Source organism: Mesorhizobium sp. B2-3-10 (assembly GCF_006442275.1).
GTDB lineage: Bacteria > Pseudomonadota > Alphaproteobacteria > Rhizobiales > Rhizobiaceae > Mesorhizobium > Mesorhizobium australicum.
Genome location: NZ_VFVT01000007.1, coordinates 243,225 through 265,789 on the forward strand (window position 1 = coordinate 243,225; position 22,565 = coordinate 265,789).

Here is a 22,565-nt window from a genome sequence, read left to right on the forward strand (position 1 = left end):
ATCATGTCGGTATCGACCGCTCTCTTCGACGGCTATTCCATGGAATTGGCCGTCGAGGAGATTGCCGCTGTGGGTGCCGCCCATGTCGAGCCGGCCTTTATCAGCGGCTATGTCGATTTCGACGAGGGTCTGTTTGCGGCTGCGCACGCCGCGAAGCTGCGCCGGGCAGCGGAACATGCCGGGCTGGGCATCAACGCCGTGTCGGCTCATCTCGACCTGTCGGGGGCCGATGCCGCCGACGCCTTGTCCCGGCGCATCGGCTTTGCCGCCGGTCTCGGCGCGTCGTTCCTGATCACCAATGCCGGCCCGGCGAGAAACAGCGCGGCGATCCGCGCGACGATCGACGCTCTCCTGCCGAGGCTGGAGGAGGCCGGCATGGTTCTGGCGCTCGAAAACCCCGGACATGGCAGTGGCGATCTGCTCGGCAGCGCGCGATCGGGGGCAAGCTTCGTCCGCGACATCGGATCGCCGTACGTCCGCCTGAACCACGATGCCGGCAACATCTTCACTTACAGCGGCGAGACGATGCAGCCGGCGCAAGATATCGCCGATGCCATCGATACGGTTGGACATGCTCATCTGAAGGATGTCGTCAGCACCGGCGAGGGATGGGCCTTCTGCGCCATCGGCGACGGCTCTGTCGACTATGCATCCTACTGGGCCGTGCTGCCCGCCACGCTGCCAGTCAGCATCGAACTGCCGTTGCGGCTGCAGCGCCCGCAGCGCAATGATCCCCAGCGGCGAAGCACGCCGGTGGATATCGGCACCATTCGCGGCGCCTTGCGGCGCTCGCTGGAATTTGTGAACGCGCTGGACAATGCCGAGTTCTGAGCGCGGCCCGCCTATCCCCGCTCGGGGAACATCGCCTTCAGCCCCTCGCGCGACGCTTTGGCGATGCCGCGCTCGGTGATCAGCCCGGTGACCAGCCGCGCCGGCGTCACGTCGAAGGCGGGGTTTGCCGCAGGCGTTGCTTCGGGCGAGACGCGAACCTGGGCGATCTCGCCGCTCGCTGTCTTGCCCCACACCAGCGAAACCTCGTCGCCGGAGCGCTCCTCGATCGGGATTTCGGCAAGTCCGTCGCCCACCGTCCAGTCGATGGTCGGCGAAGGCAGCGCAACGTAGAACGGCACGTCGTTGTCCGCGGCGGCGAGCGCCTTCAGATAGGTGCCGATCTTGTTGCAGACGTCGCCGTCGGCGGTGGTGCGGTCGGTGCCGACGATGACCATGTCGATTGCGCCGCGCTGCATCAGATGGCCCCCGGCATTGTCGACGATCAGCGTGTGCGGCACGCCGTGGCCAGCCATCTCCCAGGCGGTGAGTTGGGCGCCCTGGTTGCGTGGGCGTGTTTCATCGACATAGACATGGACCGGAATGCCGGCTTCGACAGCGAGGTAGATCGGTGAAGTGGCTGTCCCGTAGTCGACCGTCGCCAGCCAGCCGGCATTGCAGTGGGTGAGGATATTGACCGTCTCGCCCGGCTGCTTGCGCGCCGCGATATCCTTGATGATGGCGAGACCGTTCTCGCCGATGGCGCGGTTGAGCCCGACATCCTCGTCGGCGATCTCATTGGCACGCCGGTAGGCGGCCGCAGCGCGTTCACCAAGCGGCAACGGCCGCAGAAAGCGCCGCATCTCGTCGAGCGCCCAGCGCAGGTTGATCGCCGTCGGCCTGGTATCGTGCAGTATCTCCCACACAGTGTCGAGCGCTTCGTCGGATGCATCATCCGTCATCTGCATGGCGACGCCATAGGCCGCGGTGACCCCGATCAACGGTGCGCCACGCACCCACATGTCGCGGATCGCGGTGGCGATGCCGGCGACCGTGACGAGCTTCTCGATACGGAACTCATGCGGCAGCCAGCGCTGGTCGATGATATCAACTGAGCGGCCGTCGTCGCTCAGCCAGATGGTCCGAAAGTGGCGGTCGCCGACGTTCAAATGCTGTTCTCCTGTTCGATCAGCGCGGCCAGATTGTTGACCTCGTCGATGCTGTGGATCTGGCGCCGATTGACAGCGATGTGGCGGCCGAATTTCAGTGCCTTCGCCTCACAACTGGCGCGCAGATCTTCATCGGCAATGGTCTCGAAGTCGGCATTGTGGGCGAGGCCGAGGATGCGCCGGTGCACCTCGATGCCGGCAAAGCCGAGCAGATCGTCCCAGATCAGATGCAGGACATTATCGAGTGCCTGCTCGGCGCCCAGCCGGTCGCCCTGATCCTCGAACAGGCTTTTTTGATAGAGCATGCCGGTGCGCTCGGTGCGCCATAACAGCGAGAACTCGGCGCGGAACACGGCCCAGGTCTCGGCCGTGACGCCGAGCAGATAGGCACGCATGGCGTCGCGCCTGCCGTTCTGCTCATGCCCGCGCTGCGAGAAGAAGGACATCCAGAAATTGGCGAGCAGCATGCCGACGTCGAAGGCCATCGGGCCGTAGAAGGCGAACTCCGGATCGATCATCCGCGTTTCCTGGTCGGTGACCATGATCGAGCCGGAATGCAGGTCGCCATGCAAAAGCGTCTCGGCATTGGCGGCGAACATATGCTTCAGCCGCTGCGCCTCCACCTTGAGGTCGCGGTCGGCCCGCAGTTCCGCCACCAGCCCATCGAGCTGCGGACTGGTGTGGCGGTTCATCTTGGCGTCGAAATAGGGGTCGGAAAACACCAGGTTTTCGGTGATGTCGCAAAGCTCGACATTGTCGGCGAACAGCGCCAAATCCGCCTTGCGCTCCTTGGTCACCATCGACAGGTCCGAACCGCGAAACAGCGTGCGGGCCATGAACAGGCCGATATCCCTGGCAATGTTCGGCAGTCGGCGCCCGTCGATCAGGGCGCGCCTGAGAATGATGTGTGGCGGCGCCAGATACTCCATGATGATCAGCGCCTGGACCTCGTCGAAGTAGTAGATCTCCGGCACCGAGCCCGGCGCGCGTGCCTCTTGCCGGGTCAGTGCGTGGTATTCGAAGAAGGAACGTTTTAGCGGCAGCGGCCAGCTGTCGCCGACCAGGCGGACATAGGGCAAGGCCTGCTTGACGATGGCGCCGCCACTGGCGCCTTCGACGATGAACACCAGGTTCAGATTGCCGTCGCCAACCTCGCGAACTTTCCAGGCGCTCGCATCCTTGCCGATCTTCGCGCACAGCGCTTCGTTCGTGCCGAGACGGGTTGCGAGCGTCTCCACCGACAATGCTTCGAACGGCAAGTTCCCAGTCATCCTTGTCCCTCCCGCCTATGTGCTCCGATCATAAGGAGCCCAAGCGGCGGGGCCAAGCTAGGAAGCTGTCTGGCAATTGTCAATCGTGTTGACAATTGCCTACATTGACCATAGCGTCATGACCAGGGAGGAACGCATGGTCGGCAATGCCGTGTTCCGCGTAGAGGGACTGAGGAAATCCTTTGGCCGCAACGAGGTGCTTGGCGGCATCGCGCTGGACCTCCATGCCGGCGAAGTGACCGTGCTGATGGGCGCCAACGGCGCCGGCAAATCCACCCTCGTCAAGATCATCAGCGGCGTCTACGAGCGTGGCGGCGGCTCTATGACCCTCGCCGGTGCGGAGTTCGCGCCGAACACGCCGGCGGAAGCGATCCGCGCGGGTGTCGTCACCGTGCACCAGAACATCAATGACGGCGTGGTCGCCGATCTCGATGTCGCCACCAATCTTACGCTCGACCGGCTGAGCGGCCGGGGCGTGCCGACCCTGTTCAATCCCGCTCGCGTGCGCCGTGAGGCCAAGGCGGTCGCCGACCGCATGGGGCTGGCCATCGATTTGAAGGCGCGCGTCAGCGATCTTTCGCTGGCCGACCGCCAGATGGTGGCGATTGCCCGGGCGCTGGCGCACCAGCCGAAAGTGCTGATCCTCGATGAGCCGACCTCGTCGCTCTCCAGTGCCGAGGCCGACAGGCTGTTCGCGCTGGTCGACCGTCTGCGCGAGCAGGGCGTGGCGATCCTCTATATCTCGCATCGCATGTCGGACATCAGGCGGCTCGCCGACCGCATCGTCTCGATGCGCGACGGTGTCGTCTCGGGCGCCTTCGATGCCAAGCCGCTCGATTATGAAGGCGCGGTCAACGCCATGCTCGGCCGCAAGATCCATCTCGACCGGATCGTGGCCAGGAGTTCCGCCAGGGCGGTCCTGACCGTCGAAGGCCTGCGCATCGCGCAGGGCGCCAGGCCGATGTCGCTGACACTCGGCGATGGCGAGGTCGTCGCCATCACTGGCCTCGTCGGCGTCGGCAAGACCGCTCTTGCCGAGACGCTGTTCGGCGTGCGCCGACCGCTCGACGGCACCATGACGATGAACTGCAAGCCTTACGCGCCGCGCTCGGCGGGCGACGCGATCGCAGCCGGCGTGTTCCTGGTCGCCAAGGATCGTGCGACCAGCGGCATCGTCGGCAGCTTCAACATCGAGCGCAATATCAGCCTGCCGTTTCTGAAGCGCATGTCCAGTCTAAGCGTGCTCAGGCGCCGCCTCGAACGCGCCACCGCGCGCAGGCAGATCGAGCAACTGGGCATCGTCTGCCGCTCCGAGAAGGACGAGATGTCGGCGCTGTCGGGCGGCAACCAGCAGAAGGTGATGGTCGCCCGCTGGATGGCGCAGAATGCCGCGCTGTTCATCCTCGACGAGCCGTTCCAGGGCGTCGATATTTCCGCCCGGCGCGACATCGCCGCCAAGCTGAGGGCAAGCGCCAATGGCCGCGCCACGCTTCTGTTCGTCACCGAACTCGATGAAGCGCTGGAGACGGCCGATCGCATCCTGGTGATGTCGGAGCACACGATCGTCGGCGAACACCGCAATGCCGATGTCGACCTCGACCGCCTGCTGGCCGAGGTTGCCGGTGGACCGCTGCACAGCGCTGCCTGAGCGTGGCGGCCGAAGGAATTGGAAATGGAGAGACCATGGTTTCGAGTTGGGTAAAAACGGCAGCGGCGCCGGGATGCGCCGAATGACGCTGCGCGACTATGCCATCCGCTATGGATTCATCGTGCTGCTGTTCGGATTGGTCGCCTATTTCGCGATCGCCGCCGACGGGTTCGTTTCGCCGCAAAGTGCCGTCTTCATCTTCCAGTCTGTCGCCATCACCGGTGTGCTGGCGCTCGGTGTTACCGCCACGCTTGTCGTCGGCGGCTTCGACCTGTCGATCGGTTCGGTCGCAACCTCTGCCATGATGGCTGCGGCCTATGTGATGGTGGTGCTGGAGCAAAACGCGTTCGTGGCGGTCATCGTCTGCCTGTTGATTGGCGCCATTGTCGGCCTGATCAATGGCTGGCTGATCGTCTACATGCGTGTACCCGATCTGCTGGCGACGCTCGGGATGATGTTCCTGCTGGTCGGCCTGCAACGCATCCCCACGGAAGGCCGCTCGATCGCCACCGGCATGACCATGCCCGATGGCTCGGTCGCCAGCGGCAAGTTCTCCGATGCCTTCCTGGCGCTCGGCCGCCACCGCTTCGACTTCTTCATCCCAAACCTCATCCCGGTCTCGGTCGTCGTGCTTCTGGCGCTGGCCGTGCTGATCTGGTTCTTCCTCGAATACACCCGCTTCGGCCGCATGATGTATGCGGTCGGCAGCAATGAGCGCGCCGCCGAACTCGCTGGCGCGCCTGTCAAGGCATACAAGATCTGGGCCTACGTTATTTCAGGCGTTTTTGCCTCGATCGGCGGCATTTTGCTCGCGGCCCGGCTTGGACGCGGCGACATCGCCTCGGGTAATAATCTGCTGCTCGATGCGGTTGCCGCGGCGCTGATCGGCTACGCGGTGCTCGGCGCCGCCAAGCCGAACGCCTTTGGCACCGCCATCGGCGCGCTGTTCGTCGGCATCTTGCTGCAAGGCCTGACAATGATGAACGCGCCTTACTACACGCAGGATTTCGTCAAGGGCGTGGTTCTGGTCGTCGCCCTTGTCTTCACCTTTGCCCTTTCGGGCAGGGGCAGGAACTAGCATTCGGCCAGATAGGATTTGGGTTCAACAAAAGTGGAGGAAAACAAGGTGAACATCACTAGAAGACTTCTGGGGAAAGTGGCGCTCGGGCTCGCCGGCGCAACCATGCTGATGCAGGGGGCATTTGCCGCCGACAAGCCGGCGCCGTTCGACAAACCCGGCGTCAAGATCGCACTGGTTCGCTATCTCTCGACCGGCGACTTCTTCCAGGCGTATCTGTCGGGCGTCGAGGCGCAGTCGAAGGCGCTCGTTATCGACCTGCGCGTGCTCGACAGCCGCCAGGACGCCGCCCTTCAATCCGACATGGTCGACCAGGCCATCGCGCTCGGCGTGCAGGGCATCATCATCCAGCACGGCCTGACGGAATCGATGAAGGACGCCGCCCAGCGCGCCGTCGACGCCGGCATCAAGGTGGTGGCATTCGACGTCAATGTCGAAAACCCCAAGATCCCGCAAATCGAACAGTCGGACAAAGATCTGGCACGGCTGGCGCTCGAACAGGCAGTCAAGGACAATGGCGAAAGCTGGAACGCCGGCTATGTCTATGTCGCCGGCATTGCTCCGCTCGACCGCCGCAACGAGACCTGGGTCGACGTCAAGAAAAAATATGCCGGCATAAAGGAAGCCGCCATGTTCGGCACGCTCGACAATCCGATCGCCAACTCCGTCGCCAACCAGGCGCGCTCGGTGCTGTCGGCGCACCCCGACATCAACGTGATGTTCGCGCCCTATGACGAGTTCGCCAAGGGCGTGAAGATCGCCGTCGACGAAGCCGGCCTGAACAAGAAGATCAAGATCTATTCGGCCGACATTTCGACATCCGACATCGCGGCGATGCGCGAGCCCGACAGTGCCTGGGCGGCTACCGCGGCGACCAACCCGGCAGTCGTCGGCCAGGTCTCGGTGCGCGCCCTGGCGCAACTGCTCGCCGGCGAAGATCCCGGCCACAACGTCATCGTACCGCCGACGCTGATCACCCAGAAGGAGCTGATCGACAAGGACATCAAGAACATGGAGGACCTGTCGGCCAAGCTGCCGCAGTTCGCCCATGCCGACGTCGCCATGCCGGCATGGATGCCGAACCCGAACGCGAAGTAGCTTCGGCACAGACTCTTGCTGATTATGGAGTCGAGACGAAATGAAAGCCGCCCTGTAGCAGTCGCTGCGGGCGGCTTTTTCGATGTGGTTCACTCGTTGAACAGGTCGGAATGCGAACCGGTACGGGCAAGCTGCAATTCGTCGTCGACAACGCGATAGATCAGGAGCCAGTCCGGCTCGATATGCGCGTCGCGAAGCCTTTCCAGTCCCCTTTCAGAGGATGATCCTTGTACACCGCAGGCAGTTCTTGTCCGGCGATGAGCAGGCCTAACAGATCGCGCAACTTGCCCAGATCCTTGCCACGCTTTTCCATACGCCTCACATCCCGGCGAAATTGCCCGGAGCGAATGGGAACTGGCATGCCTAGATCCCCAAATCCTTGAACAACTCATCGGCCGAGGCAAGGCGCTTGCCCTTGCCTTTTTCCAACTCGGCCATGGCCTTTCTGGTGGTCGCGTTGGGTACTTTCACTGGAAAGGGAAATTCCTTATCGGCAGCGACGCGCACCAGAAGCAGGCGAATGGCATCGGAGACCGACAACCCCATGGCGGCCAAGGCCTCCGTTGCCCGATCTTTCGTTGCGCTGTCGATGCGAGCGCGGACCACTGAATCCGTTGCCATATAGTGGCTCCTTCATGCTGAGCCACAATGTAGCTACGGTGCGCAACTCTTGCAAGCAGGTTGCTGCGACCATTCGGCAGCAAGCCTACCTCAGCGCCGCCGCGATGTTGCCACCGTCGACCGTCGTCACATCGGCGGTCGTCCGGTCGGCCAGGGCATGGTGCAGGAAGGCCTGCGCCACGTCCTGCGCGGTCACTTCCTGGCCGAGCAGATTGCCGGACATGTATTCCTTCTCCGACACGCCGCGTGCGCCCGAGCGGCTGGCGATCATGGCGTCGGTCAAAAGGCCGGAGCGGATGCGGTCGGCGTTGACGGCGTTGGAACGGATGCCATGGGCGCCGTAGTCGAGCGCGTATTGCCTTGACAGGAACAGCGTCGCCGCTTTCGGCACGCCATAGGCGCCGAATTTCGGACCCGGATTGACCGCCTGCTTGGAGGTGTTGAACAACAGCGCCCCACCTGTACCTTGTTCCAGCATGATGCGCACGGCGTTCTGCGCCGCCGACTGGTGAGCGAAGAAATTGAGCTCGAAGCTCTTGCGCAGCAGCGTATCGTCAAGCTCGCCGATGCGGCCTTCCCAGGCAGCACCCGCATTGGACACCAATATGTCGACGCCGCCGAAGACGGCGACCGCCTTGTCGAAGGCGGCACGCATCTGGTCCGGGTCGGTGATGTCGGCGCCGACGCCAATCGAATTGTTGCCGGCTTTCCTGGCGGCATCGGCGGCCTTTTCGGCGTCGAGATCGACGACGACGGCATGAGCGCCATTGTCGGCGAACAGTTTTGCGGTCGCCGCACCAATCGCACCGGCGCCGCCGGTGATCAGCACCACCTGGCCGGTCAGCGGCTTCGGCTTGTTGGAGGCGAGCTTGGCCTGTTCCAGCGACCAGTATTCGAGCGGGAACAGGTCGGCCTTGGATAGCGGGTGGAAACGCCCGACGGCCTCGGCGCCGCGCACGGCCTCGATCCACATCTCGCCAACGTCCGAGGCGATCCTGGCATCCTTCAGCGTGCGGCCATGGCCGAACATGCCGAGCCCCGGCACCAGCGTCAGCCGGGGCATCGGATCGAGCATGGTGCGCTTGACGTCGTCGAGCGCGTCATTGGTCTCGAAATAGGCGCGGTAATCCTTGGCGAAAGCGTCGACATGGTTCTGGATTACGGCCTTGTAGTCGCCGATCTTGTCGGCATCGGGCGCTGGCACGGCCATCGGTCCGGTCTTGATCCGGATCGACAGATCCGGCGTCGACACGCCACGTCCGGCATAGTCGGCGATCTCTGCGGAATTGATGAAATCGACAATCGCGTCCGAGGTGCGGAAGTCGGAGATCATGCGGTCGAAGCGGCCTTCGCCGCGTGGGGCCGCTACAGCGCCGCGCAGCATGGGCGCGATCGCCGCTGGTGACGCTAGTCTTGCCGGCAGCGCTGTCTTAGCAGCCTTCGGCTTGGCATGCTCGGCCACATAATCCTCGGCGACGTTCACATAGTGGATCATCCGGTCATAGGCCTGCCTGGCATCCTCGCCGAAAGTGAAGATGCCGTGCTTGTCGAGGATCAGGCCTTCTACCGTCGGGTCGGCGTCGAAGACATCGGCCGCCGCCTTGGCGAGATCGAAGCCCGGCATGATGTAGGGCACATAGCCCATTTTTGCTCCGAACACCTTTGCCACCAGCGGCTTGCTGTCTTCCTGGTCGACGATAGCCAGGATAGCGGTCGAGTGGGTGTGGTCGACGAACTTGTGCGGCAGGAAGGCATGCAGCAGGGTCTCGACCGAAGGGTTGGGCGAGGCGGGGTCGATCAGGTTGGCCCGCTGCAATGCGACCATGTCCTCGTCGGAAAGCCTGTCCAGCTTGCGCGCCTTGAGCAGGGCGCCCATCTTGACCGCCGGCAGGCCCTGCGGCTCGATGACCGCCATATCCCAGCCGCTGCCCTTGACGCACAGCACGTCCCATTCGTCACCGACGAGATCGGTCGCCTTGATCTTGCAGGAGGTGTTGCCGCCGCCATGCAGGACCAGTTGCGGCACGCCGCCCAGAAGCCGCGTCGTGTAGACACGCAACGCCAGATCGCGGCCGACGCCCTTCTTCGCATAGTCGGCAACGAGTTGTTCGGCCAGGTCGTCGTTCCACAGATTCTTCATGTTCGCTTCGTCCAGTTGCTGTCTTTGATGGTGAACAGGAATGCCGCGACGCCTTGATGACAAATGCGTCGGCAAAGGATTGGTTTTCAGGACGCCTTTTCTGCTGACGTTCCGGCATGATCGAGCAGCCGCTGCGCCATATGCGCGCCGACCACCAGATGCGTGCAGAGGCCGCCGGCGATCGCGGCGAGCAGCGGCTCGAACTTGCTGTCTTCCTGCACGACCATCAGCCGCTTACCGATGACGCGCAGTGAAGCAAGCCCCGCCGAGATGACCCGCCGGTTGTAGCTGCAGTCGAGCAACTCGCCACGGGCATCGATGATCTGCCCGGCAATGACACCCGCGGCACCTTCCCTGCGCAGCGCCGCCATCTCGGCTGCCGTCAGCGCGCCGCACTTCACCAGATGGCTGTCGGCATCGACCGCGCCGATGGAGTAGAGCGCAAGATCGCAGTCGCTGATCCCGGCAAGCTGGTCGCGGATCACAGGTTCGGCGCGCAGGCCTTGCGCCAGTTCCTCGGTCGACAGCACCAGGGGCGCGTAGAAGTTGAGGCCCTTGGCATTGAGCCGGCGCGCGATTTCCATCGTGCATTGATCGGGCCGGTAGGAATAGGGTGCACCGAGATTGCCGCAGAGCTGCACCACGGTGACGTCCTGCAGGTCGGCATAGGACATGATGTCGGCGATGGTGTAGACGGTGCGGCCCCAGGCGACGCCGATGCGGTCGCCTTTCCCGACGAGTTCCAGGAAAACGCTTGCCGCCAGCACCGCGATATCGGTCGAGGGGTCGGCGAGATAGGCGTTCTCAGGCGCGATCCAGACGGCGTCGAGCTTCAGGGCGTCTTCCAGCCTACGCGCCATGACGTCGTCCGTGAAGAGCTGCGTCGAGGTCGAGATGTTGACGATGCCTGTCTCGCGCGCCTTGCGCAGATACATGGCGACGGAGGCGCGCGAAATGTTGAGTTGATTGGCCACTTCGTCCTGGCGAAGCCCATGGGCATAGTAAAGCCAGGCCGCCTTGTGGATGAGCTGTTCTGCCGGTCGGATCGCCATGCCGCCTCCTTGGCTGACATTAGTCACGGCTCTCGACAAAAGTCAAATTTGGATAAACAGGAAGAGATCTCCTGCCGGCGCGGCACAGACCCCCATTCTAGCAAGTCGGTGCAGGATAGCATTCTCAGCCCTTCAGGGGGATAGCGTGACGACGAGCGTAAGGTTAGAAAGCTCGAAAAGACTTTGGGGAGAATGGGATGGCCAATCCCTACGAACAGGATCTCGACAGGAACGCGGCCAATCACCAGCCGCTGACGCCGCTCACCTATCTGGAGCGCGCTGCAAGAACCTATCCCGACCATGTCGCCGTCATCCATGGCAGCCAGCGCATCAGCTACCGCGATTTCTGGCGCCGTTCGTTGAAGCTCGCCTCGGCCCTGCACAAGCATGGCATCGGCAAGGGCGACACGGTGACGGTCATGCTGTCGAACACGCCGCCGATGCTGGAAGCGCATTTCGGCGTGCCGATGACCAAGGCGGTGCTGCACTCGCTCAACACGCGTCTCGACGCCGCCGTCATTGCCTTCCAACTCGACCATGCCGAGACCAAGGTGCTGATCGTCGATCGCGAGTTTTCCGGCGTGGTGCGGGAAGCGCTCGGTCTGGCCGTGGTCAAACCGCTGGTCATCGACTACGACGATCCCGAATACGCCACCGACGCGCCCTATCCGAAAGGCGAGAGGGTCGGCACGGTGGACTATGAGGCCTTTGTCGCCAATGGCGACGAGGCGTTCGCCTGGTCGATGCCGGACGACGAATGGGACGCCATCTCGCTCAATTATACTTCGGGCACGACAGGCAATCCCAAGGGCGTCGTCTACCATCACCGAGGTGCTGCGCTGATGGCCTACACCAACACCATCCATGCCGGCATGGCCAAGCACGCGGTCTATCTCTGGACCTTGCCGATGTTCCACTGCAATGGCTGGTGTTTTCCCTGGACGCTCGCCGTCCAGGCCGGCACGCATGTCTGCCTGCGCTGGGTGCGGCCGAAGCCCATTTATGACGCTATCGCCGATCATGGCGTCACCCATCTGTGCGGGGCGCCGGTGGTCATGTCGGTGCTGATCAACGCCAAGGACGAGGACAAGCGCGCGTTTGCGCAAACGGTCACCTTCAACACGGCGGCCGCCCCGCCGCCCGAAGCCGTGCTGTCGGGCATGGCCGATGCTGGCTTTGCCGTCACCCATCTCTACGGCCTGACAGAGACCTATGGTCCCGCTGTCGTCAACGAATGGCATAATGGCTGGGACGCACTCGACAAAGGGGCGAGGGCGGGCAAGAAGGCACGGCAGGGCGTGCGCTATGCCGCACTCGAAGGCCTGACGGTAATGGACCCCGAGACCATGGCCGAGACGCCCGCCGACGGCGAGACCATCGGCGAGGTGATGTTTCGTGGCAACATCGTCATGAAGGGCTACCTGAAGAACCGCAGGGCGACTGACGAGGCTTTCGCCGGCGGTTGGTTCCACTCGGGCGATCTCGGCGTCATGCACCCGGATGGCTATATCCAGCTCAAGGACCGCTCCAAGGACATCATCATCTCCGGTGGCGAGAACATTTCCTCGATCGAGGTCGAGGAAGCGGTCTACAAGCATCCCGCCGTCGCCTCCTGCGGCGTCGTGGCGCGCCATGACGACAAATGGGGCGAGGTGCCTGTCGCCTATGTGGAACTGAAGCCGGGCAAGGAGGCGAGCGGGGCCGAGATCATCGAGCACTGCCGGACGCTGCTCGCCCGCTTCAAAGTGCCGAAAGCGGTGATCTTTGCCGAGATACCGAAGACCTCGACCGGCAAGATCCAGAAGTTCCGGCTGCGGGAAATGGCCAAGGTCGCCTGAAGCCCCCCGGGGGTCTTCGAGAGAATATTTTCAATGGTCCGCATCCTGAGGGCGCCTTGTGACGTCTACTGGATGTCACCAATTGTCACCTATCGTACGCGTACACCGAATCCGCGTTGACACCTCGCTCATTTAGATTTACGAGTGATGAAAATCGAAATTCGTCACTCGTTATTTGACAGAGAGCTATGTCCGAAGCCGCCAACATCGTCGCCGACGTCGCCCGACAGGAAAATGTAACGCGCATTCTCGATTGCGCCGAGCGCCTGTTCCGGCACTATGGCTACGGCAAGACCAATGTCGCCGACATCGCCCGCGAACTCGGCATGTCGCCGGCCAACATCTATCGTTTCTTCGCGTCCAAGGTTGAAATCCACCAAGCCGTATGTGGCCGAATGCTCGGCGCCAGCTACAAGATGGCTTACGAGATCATGCACCTGCCGATCAGCGCCGAGGAGCGGCTGCGTCGTTATGTGCATGCACAATACAAGCTGACGATGGAGGTCATGCTCGACGACCAGAAGGTCCACGAGATGGTCATCGTCGCGCTCGAGCGGGACTGGGGCGTCATCGACAAGCATGTCGACAGCATTCACGATCTTTTCGCCGAGGTGATCGGTGAGGGCATCGAGGCCGGCGAGTTCAGGAAGCAGGACCCGGTGACCGCGTCGCGCTGCTTCGGTGCCGCCACCGTCATCCTGTGCCACCCGCAGATGGTGGCGCAGTGCCTCGCCAAGACCAATCGGGCAATGCCCGACGACCTCATCGATTACGCCATCAGAGCCTTGAAATAGCCGTCGCCAGCCGGTGCCGGTGTCGACAGTCCGTCTCCAGTCGGGAGTACCGAAATGTTTTTGCCCAGTTCCATCCTTCGCAAGCTGCCAGCTGCCGGCCTGATCGTCGCATCGCTGGGGCTTGCCGGCTGCTCGCAGGAAAAAGCCGAGGTGAAGGACATCATCCGTCCGGTGAAGGTCGTCGAGATCGCCCAGGCGCATGACACCCGTACGCTGTCCTATTCCGGATCGGTGCGCGCCCGCACCGAGAGCACGCTGGGTTTCCGGGTCAATGGCAAGATCACCGAGCGTCTCGTCGACATCGGCCAGCACGTGGCGCCTGGCGACGTGCTCGCCCGCATCGATCCCTCCGACTATGACCTGTCGGTCAAGAGCGCGCAGGCGGCACTCGATGCCTCTGAACGGCAGGTCGAGACGGTCGAACTCGCCCGCAAGCGCGCCGAACAGCTTTTCGCCAAGAACTTCGCGCCGAAATCGCAGCTCGAACAGGCGACACTGACCTATGACCAGGCAATCGCCACGCGCGACTCCGCCCGCTCTACGCTTGCCCAGGCCAGGAACCAGGTCGGCTATACCGACCTCAAGGCCGACAGGGATGGCATCGTCACGGCGGTAAACGCCGATGTCGGCCAGGTGGTCGGCTCGGGCACGCCCGTGGTCACCGTCGCGGTCGACGGTGAAAAGGAAGTGCTGATCGCGGTTCCGGAAATGGAGATCGCCGAGTTCAAGCCGGGCAAGGACGTCAAGGCGGGCTTTTGGTCGGACGATGGGCTGAAGCTCGACGGCAAGGTCCGTGAGGTCGCCGGCAGCGCCGATCCGCAGTCGCGCACCTTTGCCGTCCGCGTCAGCCTGCCCAACGACCCGCGCGTGCTGCTCGGCATGACCGCCAATATCGAGGCGTCGGCGGCCAACGAAAAGCAGCTCGTGTCCATCCCGCTCAGTGCACTCGCCGAGAAAGACAGCCAGTCAATCGTCTGGACGGTCGATCGTGGCGCCGACACCGTGCATGCCCGTCCCGTCAAGGTCGCCGAGTTCGCCCCAAACGGCGTGCGTGTCGCGGAGGGATTGAAACCGGGCGACGTCGTGGTCGCCGCCGGTACGCAGTTCATGACCGAGAACCTGAAGGTGAAACTCCCCGGCGGCACCGCACAGCAGTCCGCCTCGGCCGAGGGCGACGAAGCCAGCCAGTTGCGCTGACGACAGACAGGTCGGCCGCGCGTTCCCGCGGCCGCAGGTTTCCGGGCGGCGTGCCCGAAGGTCGAGACGTCAAGGCCGATGTACCCCCGCATCGACCCTCGCGTCCCACCGCGATGAGTGTCTCTCCGCTCGAAGAGCAACGCCGCCCGGAAGCCAGTATCGAACGCAGATGATTTCGTTCCGCGCGCGCTTCCTCGAAGCCCCTTTTTCGAAGCACCAAGCGTCGGCAACCAAGCAAAGTGGACCACTTCCGATGACGACCCCCACTGAAGAAAAGCGTCCCTTCAACCTGTCGCGTTGGGCCATCGGCCATCCCTCCATTGCGCGCTTCCTGTTCGGGCTGATCATCATAGCCGGCGCGCTCGGCTTGATGCGCATGGGCCAGAAGGAGGATCCCGACTTCACCTTCCGCGTCATGGTCGTGCAGGCGATCTGGCCGGGCTCCTCGATCCAGGAGATGGAGGACCAGGTCGTCAACAAGATCGAGCGCAAATTGCAGGAGACGCCGCATCTCGATTTCGTGCGTTCCTTCACCCGCGCCGGCAGCGCCATCATCACCGTCCAGATCAAGGGTGACACCAACGCCGCCGAAGTGACGGATGCTTTCTATCAGGTGCGCAAGAAGGTCGGCGATATCCAAGGCGACCTGCCGCAGGGCCTGCTTGGGCCGTATTTCAACGACGAGTTCGGCGACACGTTTATCACCCTGCATTCGATCAGCGGCGACGGCTTCTCCTTTCCCGAATTGAAGAAGTTCGCCATCCAGGCGCGCGATATGCTTTTGACGACGCCCGGCGTCGAAAAGGCCGTCATCATCGGCGACCAGCCGGAAAAGCTCTATATCGATGTCTCGTCCAAGGCGCTGGCCGAACGCGGCCTGACGCTGACCGACCTGCAGAACGCGATCAAGGGCCAGAACAACGTCGACCCCGCGGGTTCCGTCGACACCGGCGTCAATTCGGTTCGCATCTCGGTCGAAGGCGACGTCGCCAAGGCGGCCGACATCCGCGAACTGCGCCTGCGCGCCGGCGGCCAGGTTACCCGGCTGGGCGACATCGCCACCGTCACTTCGGGCCTGGAGGACCCCTTCCAGCGCAAATACCGCTTCAATGGCCACGACAGCGTGCAGCTTGGCGTGGTCATGGCCAAGGGTTTTAAAGTCACCGATGTCGGCAAGGATGTCGAGGCGACCTACAAGCGCTTCGAGGAGGCGCTGCCCTATGGCGTTTCGGTCGACCAGATTTCCGACCAGCCGGGCGTCGTCACGGATGCCGTCAGCGAATTCATGCATGCGCTCGGCGAAGCGTTGCTGATCGTGCTCGTCGTCTCGTTCCTGTCGATCGGCTGGCGCTCGGGGCTGGTCATCGCCATCGCCATACCGCTGGTGCTCGCCGCCACCTTCGCCATCATGTACGAGATCGGCATCGACCTGCAGCGCATTTCGCTGGGCGCGCTGATCATCGCGCTCGGCCTGCTTGTCGACGATGCCATGATCGTCGTCGAGATGATGGAGCGCAAGCTCGAGGAGGGGCTGGTCAAGATCGAGGCGGCGAGCTTCGCCTATTCCTCGACCGCCTTCCCGATGTTGACCGGCACACTGGTCACCACCGCCGGCTTCATACCGGTTGGGTTCGCAGCTTCGACGGCTGGCGAATATGTGCGCACCTTGTTCTATGTCGTCGGCATCGCGCTGATCGTGTCGTGGTTCGTGGCGGTCTATTTCACGCCCTGGCTCGGCTATATGATCCTCAAGCAGCGCAAGCATGCCGGCAGCCATCACGACGCCTTCGACACAGGCTTCTACCGTCGGCTGCGTGCCACGGTGGGCTGGGCCGTGCGGCATCGCATCATCGTTTTGGTGATGACGCTGGCGACTTTCGGCACCAGCCTTTGGGCGTTCCAGTTCATCCCGCAGAATTTCTTCCCGCAATCGTCACGGCCCGAAATTCTCGTCGACCTCTGGCTGCCGGAAGGCACCAGCATCAAGGAGGTCGAGGCGCAGGCCAAGGCCCTGGAAGCCAAGATGATGGACGACAAGGACAAGCGTTTCATCGCCACTTATATCGGCGAGGGCGCCCCGCGCTTCTTCCTGCCGCTCGACCAGCAACTGCGCAACCCGAACTTCGCCCAGATGCTGGTCATGGCCAATGACGAGCCGGCGCGCGAGCGGCTGATCGTCAAGCTGCGCACGGTTCTGGCCGAAGACTTCCCGTCGATCCGTGCCAAGGTCGACCGCCTGTTCCTCGGACCGCCGACCGGCTGGCCCGTGCAGATGCGCGTCATGGGTCCGGACCGCCAGGAGGTGCGCCGCATCGCCGACCAGGTGAAGGCGAAGTTCCGGCAGGATCCCCTGCTCGGCGCCGTCCATGACGACTGGCTGGAGCCCGTTCCGGCGATGAAGCTGGTTATCGATCAGGATCGCGCCCGTGCGCTCGGCGTCACCTCGCAGCGCATCCGCCAGATGCTGCAGGCGACGATGTCCGGCGCGCCGCTTGACGATTTCCGCGACGGCGAGGAGACGGTGTCGATCGTCGCCCGCGAGCCGGATGCCAGCCGCAGCCTGCTGTCGTCGGTCGACTCGGTCTATATCCCGACCGATTTCGGCGGCTTCGTGCCGCTGTCGCAGGTGGCCAAGGTGGTGCCTGTGCTGGAGCAAGGCATCGAATGGCGGCGCGACCGCCTGCCGACGATCAGCGTGCGCGCCACATTGCCAGACGGCGTGCAGTCCAACGACGTCGTCACCAAGATGTACCAGGACATGCAGGGCCTGCGTGACGGCCTGGCGCCCGGTTACAAGATCGAGATCCAGGGCGGTGCGGAGGATTCGGCCGAAAGCCAGGCTTCGATCGCCGCCAAGGCGCCGATCATGCTGGCCATCATCGTCGTGCTCCTGATGATCCAGCTGCAGAACTTCGGCAAGGCGATGCTGGTGCTGGCCACCGGCCCGCTCGGCATCATCGGCGCGGCCGCGGCCCTGCTGATCAGCGGTGCACCGTTCGGCTTCGTCGCCATCCTCGGTGTCATCGCCCTGCTCGGCATCATCATGCGCAACTCGATCATCCTGGTCGACCAGATCGACGAGGACATTGCCAGGGGCATGGACCGTTCCGAAGCGATCGTCGGCTCGGCCGTGCGCCGCTTCAGGCCGATCGTGCTGACGGCTATGACGGCGGTGCTGGCACTGATCCCGATCTCGCGCGGCGTGTTCTGGGGGCCGCTCGCCTATGCCATGATGGGCGGCATTCTGGTCGCCACCGTGCTCACCATCCTGGTGCTGCCGGCGGGCTATGCGCTCTTCTTCGGCCGCGAGCCGAAGAAGGCGAAGACCGACGAGCAGGCGCCGGAGCCAGGGGAGATCGAAGGCATCGAACGGCCGCAACTGCCGTTGGCGGCGGAATAAAAAACCGGCCGGTCGATTTGCGACCGGCCGGTTTTCCTTGATGCAATGGTTTAGGCCGCGGTCAGACCATCAGATGACGAACACCCAATTCGCGATGAGCATGACCGCCACGCCGGCGACCAGTGTCAGATAGGGCAGCATGCCCGCCTTCTTGACCGAAAGGTCGGCTCCCGTCATGCCGAGATCGGCCAGCATATGGTCGGGGAACTTTCCGCCATCCTGGATGTAGTGGCGGAAGCAGAACACCGGGATGATCAGCGCCGCCGTGATCAGTCCGGCCCACAGCGCCATCGGGTTCCACACCTTGGCGCCTGCGCCCATGAAGATCGCGTTGACGTAGGCGAAGATCGCTCCGATCCCCAAGAGCCAGCTCGGTGCTTTCCATGGTCGTGCGATATGGCCGTTGTCGATGCGGTGGATCCAGCCGGCATTGAGGTTGAGGAAGTTGAAGATGATGTAACCGCAGTTCGACACGGCAAGGATGAAGAAGAAGCTCGTCGCGTCGGCCGAGGCGATCGCCAGCACGACCAGATTGAAGCAGAGATCGGTCCACATGGCCCGCGTCGGCGCGCCGTGCTCGTTGACGTGGCTGAGATAACGGGGCAGCCAGCCGTCGACCGAGCCCTGGTAGAGCGTGCGCGACGAGCCGGCCATCGCCGTCATGATGCACAGCACCAGCGCCAGGATCATCAGCATCACCAGCAGACTGTGGATAAGCCTGCCTCCGCCGACCATGCCGGCCAGCGCATCGGCCACGCCGGAGCCGTCGACGATCGGTGTTGCCAGCATGCCGTTCAAGCCCAGCACGCCCTGGAAGGTGAAGGGCACCAGGATGAACAAAAGCATGCAGAGCAGGCCGGAATAGAAGATGGCCTTGAACGTATCGGTACCCGGGTTCTTGAACTCCGACGTGTAGCAGACGGCGGTTTCGAACCCATAGGTTGACCATGCGGCGATGAACATGCCGCCGAGCGCCAATGTCCAGCCGGCGATGTTCCAGGAGCCGGGCTCAGGTGCATAGGCGGCGGCGAGCGGCACCAGAGGCGAAAAGTTCGACCAGTCGATCTGGCCGGTGAAGATCGGCACCACGCCGACGATCAGCATCGGGATAATGACCAGCAGTCCGATATATTTCTGCACGCTGGCAGTGCCCAGGATGCCGCGATGTTGGATCGAGAAGATGATCAGCATCAGCACCGCGCCGATGAAGAAGGTGGCATTGAGCGTGAAGGACACCGGGCCTAGCGTGTGGCTCCACAGCGTCCAGTTGCGGACCGCCGGCGTCGCGGCGGCGGTCACCGCGGTGATGGCGTCGGCAGGCGCCGTTCCGGCATGCGCGGCGATGTAGGCGACGACATCGGGCGAGGCCTCGGTGAACAGCGGCACCGGCGCCAGTGCATTGAGGATATAGGCGGCGGCGATCGAGCAGCCGAGCGACAGCACCGGCGACCAGGCGAACCAGTTGCACCACACCGACAGCGGCGCGATGAACTTGGAGTAGCGCAGCCAGGCCGTGGCGCCGTAGATCGAGGCACCGCCGGACTTGTTCGGGAACAGGCCGGCGATCTCGGCATAGGTGAAGGATTGCAGAAAGCCCATGATCATGGAGACCGTCCAGATCAGGAACGCCAGCTTTCCCGTCGTGCCGGCAATGCCGCCGATCGAGAACAGGACCAGCGCCGGAACGCCACTCGCCACCCAGAAGGCGCCGCGCCAGTCGATATGCCTGAGCAGCTTGCTTTCGGCAGGCTGGTCCAGGACCGTACTTATTGTGCTCATGTGGATGAGTTCCCCTTTTTCGATGTTCCCCGCCAGTGATGCCTCGGCTACGCGAAACTTACTCCCCGGCAAATGATCGTTCCGGCCGCAGTGTTTCCACTCAGTCGTATTTTTTTCTTAGGAGTGAAGATTGATCCGGCGCGCCGTCACGTCAAGCGATTTGTGAAACCATGCACATCACGCTTGCGCGCGCGAACATCAAAGCGTCCGGCGGTGCGGCCGGCGGGCGCTTTGCGAGTCCCAAAAGGGCAGGTCAGGAACGTGGTTTGGTCTTTTGCGGATCGTAGTGGGCAAAGGCCACGACCCGAGCCGGCAGCCGCTTGGCGTGGCCGTCGAGCTTGCCGATCTCGACCTCCGTGCCGACAGCGGCATGAGCGACGTCGAGCCGCGCCAGCGCGATGTTCTTGCTCAGCACCGGCGAGCGCATGCCCGACGTGACGACGCCGATCTGGGCGCGCCCGACATGGACGCAGTCGCCGTGGCCGACGGCGACATTGCTGTCGATGTCGAGGCCGACCAGCTTTGTCTGCGGATGATCCTTGCGCCGGATCAGCGCCTCGCGGCCGATGAAATCGTCGGTCTTGCTCTTCAGCGGCACGGTGAAGCCGATACCAGCCTCGAACGGATCGGTCTGGTCGGAAAATTCGTAACCGGCGAAGATCAGTCCGGCCTCGATGCGCACCATGTCGAGCGCCTGCAGGCCCATCGGCTTCAGCCCATGCGGCTGGCCGGCCTCCCAGATCGCGTCGAAGACTTTTTGCGCGTCGCGCGGATGGCACCAAATCTCGTAGCCGAGCTCGCCGGTGTAGCCGGTGCGTGAAACGACGACGGGGATGCCGTTGCCGCCGCCGATCCTGGCGACGGCGAAGCGGAACCATTCGAGTTCCTCGATCGACGGCTGCAGCGGCGAGGTCCAGATCACCTCCTTCAGGATGGCGCGACTCTTTGGCCCTTGCACCGCGATGTTGTGCATCTGATCGGTGGACGAGCGCACCAGCACGTTGAGGCCAAGTTTTGTCGCGGTCTCGCGCAGCCATTCGCCGGACAGATCGTCGCCGCCAACCCAGCGGAAATTGTCCTTGCCGAGCCGCAGAAGCGTGCCGTCGTCGATCATGCCGCCATGCTCGTAGCACATGGCGGAGTAGACGACCTGGCCGACGCCGAGCTTCTTGACGTCACGCGTCAGCGTATATTGCAGCAGCGCTTCGGCATCCGGGCCGGTCACTTCGAACTTGCGCAGCGGCGACAGGTCCATGATCACGGCATCCTGCCGGCAGGCCCAATATTCGGCGATGGCGCCTTCCCTGGCGAACGAATTGGCCAGCCAATAGCCTCTGTACTCGACGAAGTCGCGTGTGTGTTTGGCAAAGCTCGAATGGAAAGCTGTCTCGCGGGTCATTTTCGGTTCCGAATCAGGCGTCATGCGTCTGGCGATCGCTCGCGAGAATTTGTGCTGGCCGGAATAGGTCCGCACGTGGATGTCGGTCAGGTCCCAGCCATTGGCCGGCGTCGTGTCGTCGGGGCAGGCCGAGGAGACGCAGACGATGTCGGTCAGCGCTCTGAGCAGAACATAGTCGCCGGCCCGCGACCATGGCTCGTCCGACACCATGACCCCATGGGCGTCGATCGCCGTGTTGAAGAAGAAGTTGATCGCCATCCAGCCGGCGCGGGGATTGACGCCCTTGCCGTCCAGCGCGCGATTAAAGTTCTCCGAGCAGTTGGTGTGGCCGGGATAGCCGATGTCGTCATAATATTTCGCCGCGCAGGCGAGCGCGAAGGCATCGTGCCGGCCGCATGTGTCCTGCACCACCTCAACCAGCGGTCCCATGTCCTGGTCGTAATATTTCGAATGCAGGCCGGGCATCGGATAGCTCGCGCCCATCAGCGTGCGCGTGGTCGTGACGTCGAGCGGATGGTCGAGCCCCTTGTCCAGCTTGCGGGCCGAGAAACACTGGAAGTCGGTGCACTGGCGCCCGTCGACATCGATGATCTGCAGATAGTCGCCCGCCTTGACGAAATACGATTCCGCCGTCGCCGAATGAACGCGCAAATCGAGCACCGGATCGGCTAATGGATCGGCAAGCCGGGATTTCGTTTTCAGGCGGATCGTGTTGCGCCGCACGACGACGCTGAGCGGCGTCACTGTGTCGTGCCCGTCGACCAGCATCGGACCGCCGGGTGCGGCGATCAGCATCGCGCCGTCGCGCGCGACTGTGAATGCCTGCTCGGTACCGGCTGGTGTGGTGCCGCCAAACACGCGCACCGCCTCGGCCTGCCCAAGCTGAACCTGGCGGCGTTCGAGGCCGCGGCGCACCGCCGAAAGACTGTCGTCGCCCTCGGTGAGCAGCGCCTTGATGCCGGCGGCATTGCTGTTGGATTTTTCACCGAGCATGCCGGGATCGCTGGCGCCTGACCTGTCCCAGGCCAGCAACTCGCAGGCCTGGCCTCCCTCGACGTTGCGAACCGTGATCGTATCGCCGGCCTCGACCTCGATCAGCACCGCGCCATTCCCCTGTACGGTATAGCGCTCCATGCCGGCCGGCAGCGCGATCTGGCCAGGCCGCAGGATCAGGCTTGGCCTGGGCGGTCCGGCTGTCACGGTGGGGTAGGGCGACTGGCTCATCTCAGCCTTGCGGTTCGAGAAACAAGTTTGCCTGTGTGTGAAATTATTTTAGCAGCAAGAATAGCAGCGGAGCGGAGTTTGGCAAGGCG

Annotated in this window: 15 protein-coding genes and 1 pseudogene; 8 read left to right on the plus strand and 8 right to left on the minus strand. The window is 63.3% G+C overall.

Features of this window, described 5'->3' with window-relative positions:
* Window positions 1–3: 3 nt before the first annotated feature.
* The gene (locus FJ943_RS21425) at window positions 4–831 is read left to right on the plus strand and encodes a sugar phosphate isomerase/epimerase (RefSeq protein WP_015318935.1); all 828 of its coding nucleotides are present in this window, start codon (window positions 4–6) and stop codon (window positions 829–831) included.
* Window positions 832–842: 11 nt separating this feature from the next.
* On the opposite strand, the gene mtnA is transcribed toward FJ943_RS21425, so the two are convergent.
* Entirely contained in the window at window positions 843–1,937 is a 1,095-nt protein-coding gene (gene mtnA, locus FJ943_RS21430; RefSeq protein WP_140724622.1) for an S-methyl-5-thioribose-1-phosphate isomerase, read from the minus strand.
* Window positions 1,934–3,208 carry an S-methyl-5-thioribose kinase gene (gene mtnK / locus FJ943_RS21435; RefSeq protein ID WP_140724625.1) on the minus strand — a complete coding sequence of 425 codons (1,275 nt, stop codon included), beginning with the start codon at window positions 3,206–3,208 and terminating at the stop codon, window positions 1,934–1,936. The genes mtnA and mtnK overlap by 4 nt, the downstream gene beginning before the upstream one ends.
* Window positions 3,209–3,344: 136 nt before the next feature.
* Here mtnK and FJ943_RS21440 point away from each other — a divergent pair, with 136 nt between their 5' ends.
* The 3 genes from FJ943_RS21440 (at window position 3,345) to FJ943_RS21450 (ending at window position 7,032) form a co-directional block, all read left to right on the plus strand.
* Window positions 3,345–4,856 carry a sugar ABC transporter ATP-binding protein gene (locus FJ943_RS21440; protein WP_140724879.1) on the plus strand — a complete coding sequence of 504 codons (1,512 nt, stop codon included), beginning with the start codon at window positions 3,345–3,347 and terminating at the stop codon, window positions 4,854–4,856.
* 82 nt (window positions 4,857–4,938) lie between these two features.
* Window positions 4,939–5,934 (plus strand): ABC transporter permease, encoded by a 996-nt coding sequence (locus FJ943_RS21445; protein WP_140715142.1) that lies wholly within the window; start codon window positions 4,939–4,941, stop codon window positions 5,932–5,934.
* 48 nt (window positions 5,935–5,982) lie between these two features.
* Window positions 5,983–7,032 (plus strand): substrate-binding domain-containing protein, encoded by a 1,050-nt coding sequence (locus tag FJ943_RS21450; RefSeq protein ID WP_140724628.1) that lies wholly within the window; start codon window positions 5,983–5,985, stop codon window positions 7,030–7,032.
* A gap of 89 nt (window positions 7,033–7,121) precedes the next feature.
* On the opposite strand, the pseudogene FJ943_RS21455 reads toward FJ943_RS21450, so the two are convergent.
* The 4 genes and pseudogenes from FJ943_RS21455 to FJ943_RS21470 form a co-directional block, all read right to left on the minus strand.
* Window positions 7,122–7,393, minus strand: a pseudogene (locus FJ943_RS21455) (type II toxin-antitoxin system YafQ family toxin).
* A gap of 2 nt (window positions 7,394–7,395) precedes the next feature.
* Entirely contained in the window at window positions 7,396–7,653 is a 258-nt protein-coding gene (locus tag FJ943_RS21460) for a type II toxin-antitoxin system RelB/DinJ family antitoxin (protein ID WP_140661483.1), read from the minus strand.
* 85 nt (window positions 7,654–7,738) lie between these two features.
* The gene (locus FJ943_RS21465) at window positions 7,739–9,793 is read right to left on the minus strand and encodes a bifunctional aldolase/short-chain dehydrogenase (protein WP_140724630.1); all 2,055 of its coding nucleotides are present in this window, start codon (window positions 9,791–9,793) and stop codon (window positions 7,739–7,741) included.
* Window positions 9,794–9,879: 86 nt separating this feature from the next.
* Window positions 9,880–10,845 (minus strand): sugar-binding transcriptional regulator, encoded by a 966-nt coding sequence (locus FJ943_RS21470; RefSeq protein ID WP_140715138.1) that lies wholly within the window; start codon window positions 10,843–10,845, stop codon window positions 9,880–9,882.
* Window positions 10,846–11,042: 197 nt separating this feature from the next.
* On the opposite strand from FJ943_RS21470, the gene FJ943_RS21475 reads away from it, so the two are divergent.
* The 4 genes from FJ943_RS21475 (at window position 11,043) to FJ943_RS21490 (ending at window position 18,074) form a co-directional block, all read left to right on the plus strand.
* Window positions 11,043–12,683: an acyl-CoA synthetase gene (locus FJ943_RS21475; protein WP_140724633.1), complete on the plus strand. Its 1,641-nt coding sequence runs from the start codon at window positions 11,043–11,045 to the stop codon at window positions 12,681–12,683.
* Between the two features lie 188 nt (window positions 12,684–12,871).
* The gene (locus FJ943_RS21480) at window positions 12,872–13,477 is read left to right on the plus strand and encodes a TetR family transcriptional regulator (protein ID WP_015318925.1); all 606 of its coding nucleotides are present in this window, start codon (window positions 12,872–12,874) and stop codon (window positions 13,475–13,477) included.
* A gap of 54 nt (window positions 13,478–13,531) precedes the next feature.
* Window positions 13,532–14,674, plus strand: a complete 1,143-nt coding sequence (locus tag FJ943_RS21485; protein WP_140724636.1) for an efflux RND transporter periplasmic adaptor subunit — start codon at window positions 13,532–13,534, stop codon at window positions 14,672–14,674.
* 253 nt (window positions 14,675–14,927) lie between these two features.
* On the plus strand, window positions 14,928–18,074 hold the full coding sequence (locus FJ943_RS21490; RefSeq protein WP_140724639.1) for an efflux RND transporter permease subunit: 3,147 nt from the start codon (window positions 14,928–14,930) through the stop codon (window positions 18,072–18,074).
* 69 nt (window positions 18,075–18,143) lie between these two features.
* Here FJ943_RS21490 and FJ943_RS21495 read toward each other — a convergent pair whose 3' ends face one another.
* Window positions 18,144–19,853, minus strand: coding sequence for an APC family permease (locus tag FJ943_RS21495; protein WP_140724642.1), 1,710 nt, complete (start codon window positions 19,851–19,853; stop codon window positions 18,144–18,146).
* A gap of 253 nt (window positions 19,854–20,106) precedes the next feature.
* Window positions 20,107–22,476, minus strand: a complete 2,370-nt coding sequence (locus FJ943_RS21500) for an aminomethyltransferase family protein (RefSeq protein ID WP_140724645.1) — start codon at window positions 22,474–22,476, stop codon at window positions 20,107–20,109.
* Between the last annotated feature and the right edge of the window lie 89 nt (window positions 22,477–22,565).

What these genes read in the sequence shown, in the direction of transcription:
- FJ943_RS21500 (WP_140724645.1), bottom strand. Translation starts at nt 22,476, where the DNA reads ATGAGCCAGTCGCCCTACCCCACCGTGACAGCCGGACCGCCCAGGCCA.
- FJ943_RS21445 (WP_140715142.1), top strand. Translation starts at nt 4,939, where the DNA reads ATGACGCTGCGCGACTATGCCATCCGCTATGGATTCATCGTGCTGCTG.
- FJ943_RS21490 (WP_140724639.1), top strand. Translation starts at nt 14,928, where the DNA reads ATGACGACCCCCACTGAAGAAAAGCGTCCCTTCAACCTGTCGCGTTGG.
- FJ943_RS21460 (WP_140661483.1), bottom strand. Translation starts at nt 7,653, where the DNA reads ATGGCAACGGATTCAGTGGTCCGCGCTCGCATCGACAGCGCAACGAAA.
- mtnK (WP_140724625.1), bottom strand. Translation starts at nt 3,208, where the DNA reads ATGACTGGGAACTTGCCGTTCGAAGCATTGTCGGTGGAGACGCTCGCA.
- FJ943_RS21480 (WP_015318925.1), top strand. Translation starts at nt 12,872, where the DNA reads ATGTCCGAAGCCGCCAACATCGTCGCCGACGTCGCCCGACAGGAAAAT.
- FJ943_RS21495 (WP_140724642.1), bottom strand. Translation starts at nt 19,853, where the DNA reads ATGAGCACAATAAGTACGGTCCTGGACCAGCCTGCCGAAAGCAAGCTG.
- FJ943_RS21425 (WP_015318935.1), top strand. Translation starts at nt 4, where the DNA reads ATGTCGGTATCGACCGCTCTCTTCGACGGCTATTCCATGGAATTGGCC.
- FJ943_RS21465 (WP_140724630.1), bottom strand. Translation starts at nt 9,793, where the DNA reads ATGAAGAATCTGTGGAACGACGACCTGGCCGAACAACTCGTTGCCGAC.
- FJ943_RS21475 (WP_140724633.1), top strand. Translation starts at nt 11,043, where the DNA reads ATGGCCAATCCCTACGAACAGGATCTCGACAGGAACGCGGCCAATCAC.
- FJ943_RS21485 (WP_140724636.1), top strand. Translation starts at nt 13,532, where the DNA reads ATGTTTTTGCCCAGTTCCATCCTTCGCAAGCTGCCAGCTGCCGGCCTG.
- FJ943_RS21440 (WP_140724879.1), top strand. Translation starts at nt 3,345, where the DNA reads ATGGTCGGCAATGCCGTGTTCCGCGTAGAGGGACTGAGGAAATCCTTT.
- FJ943_RS21470 (WP_140715138.1), bottom strand. Translation starts at nt 10,845, where the DNA reads ATGGCGATCCGACCGGCAGAACAGCTCATCCACAAGGCGGCCTGGCTT.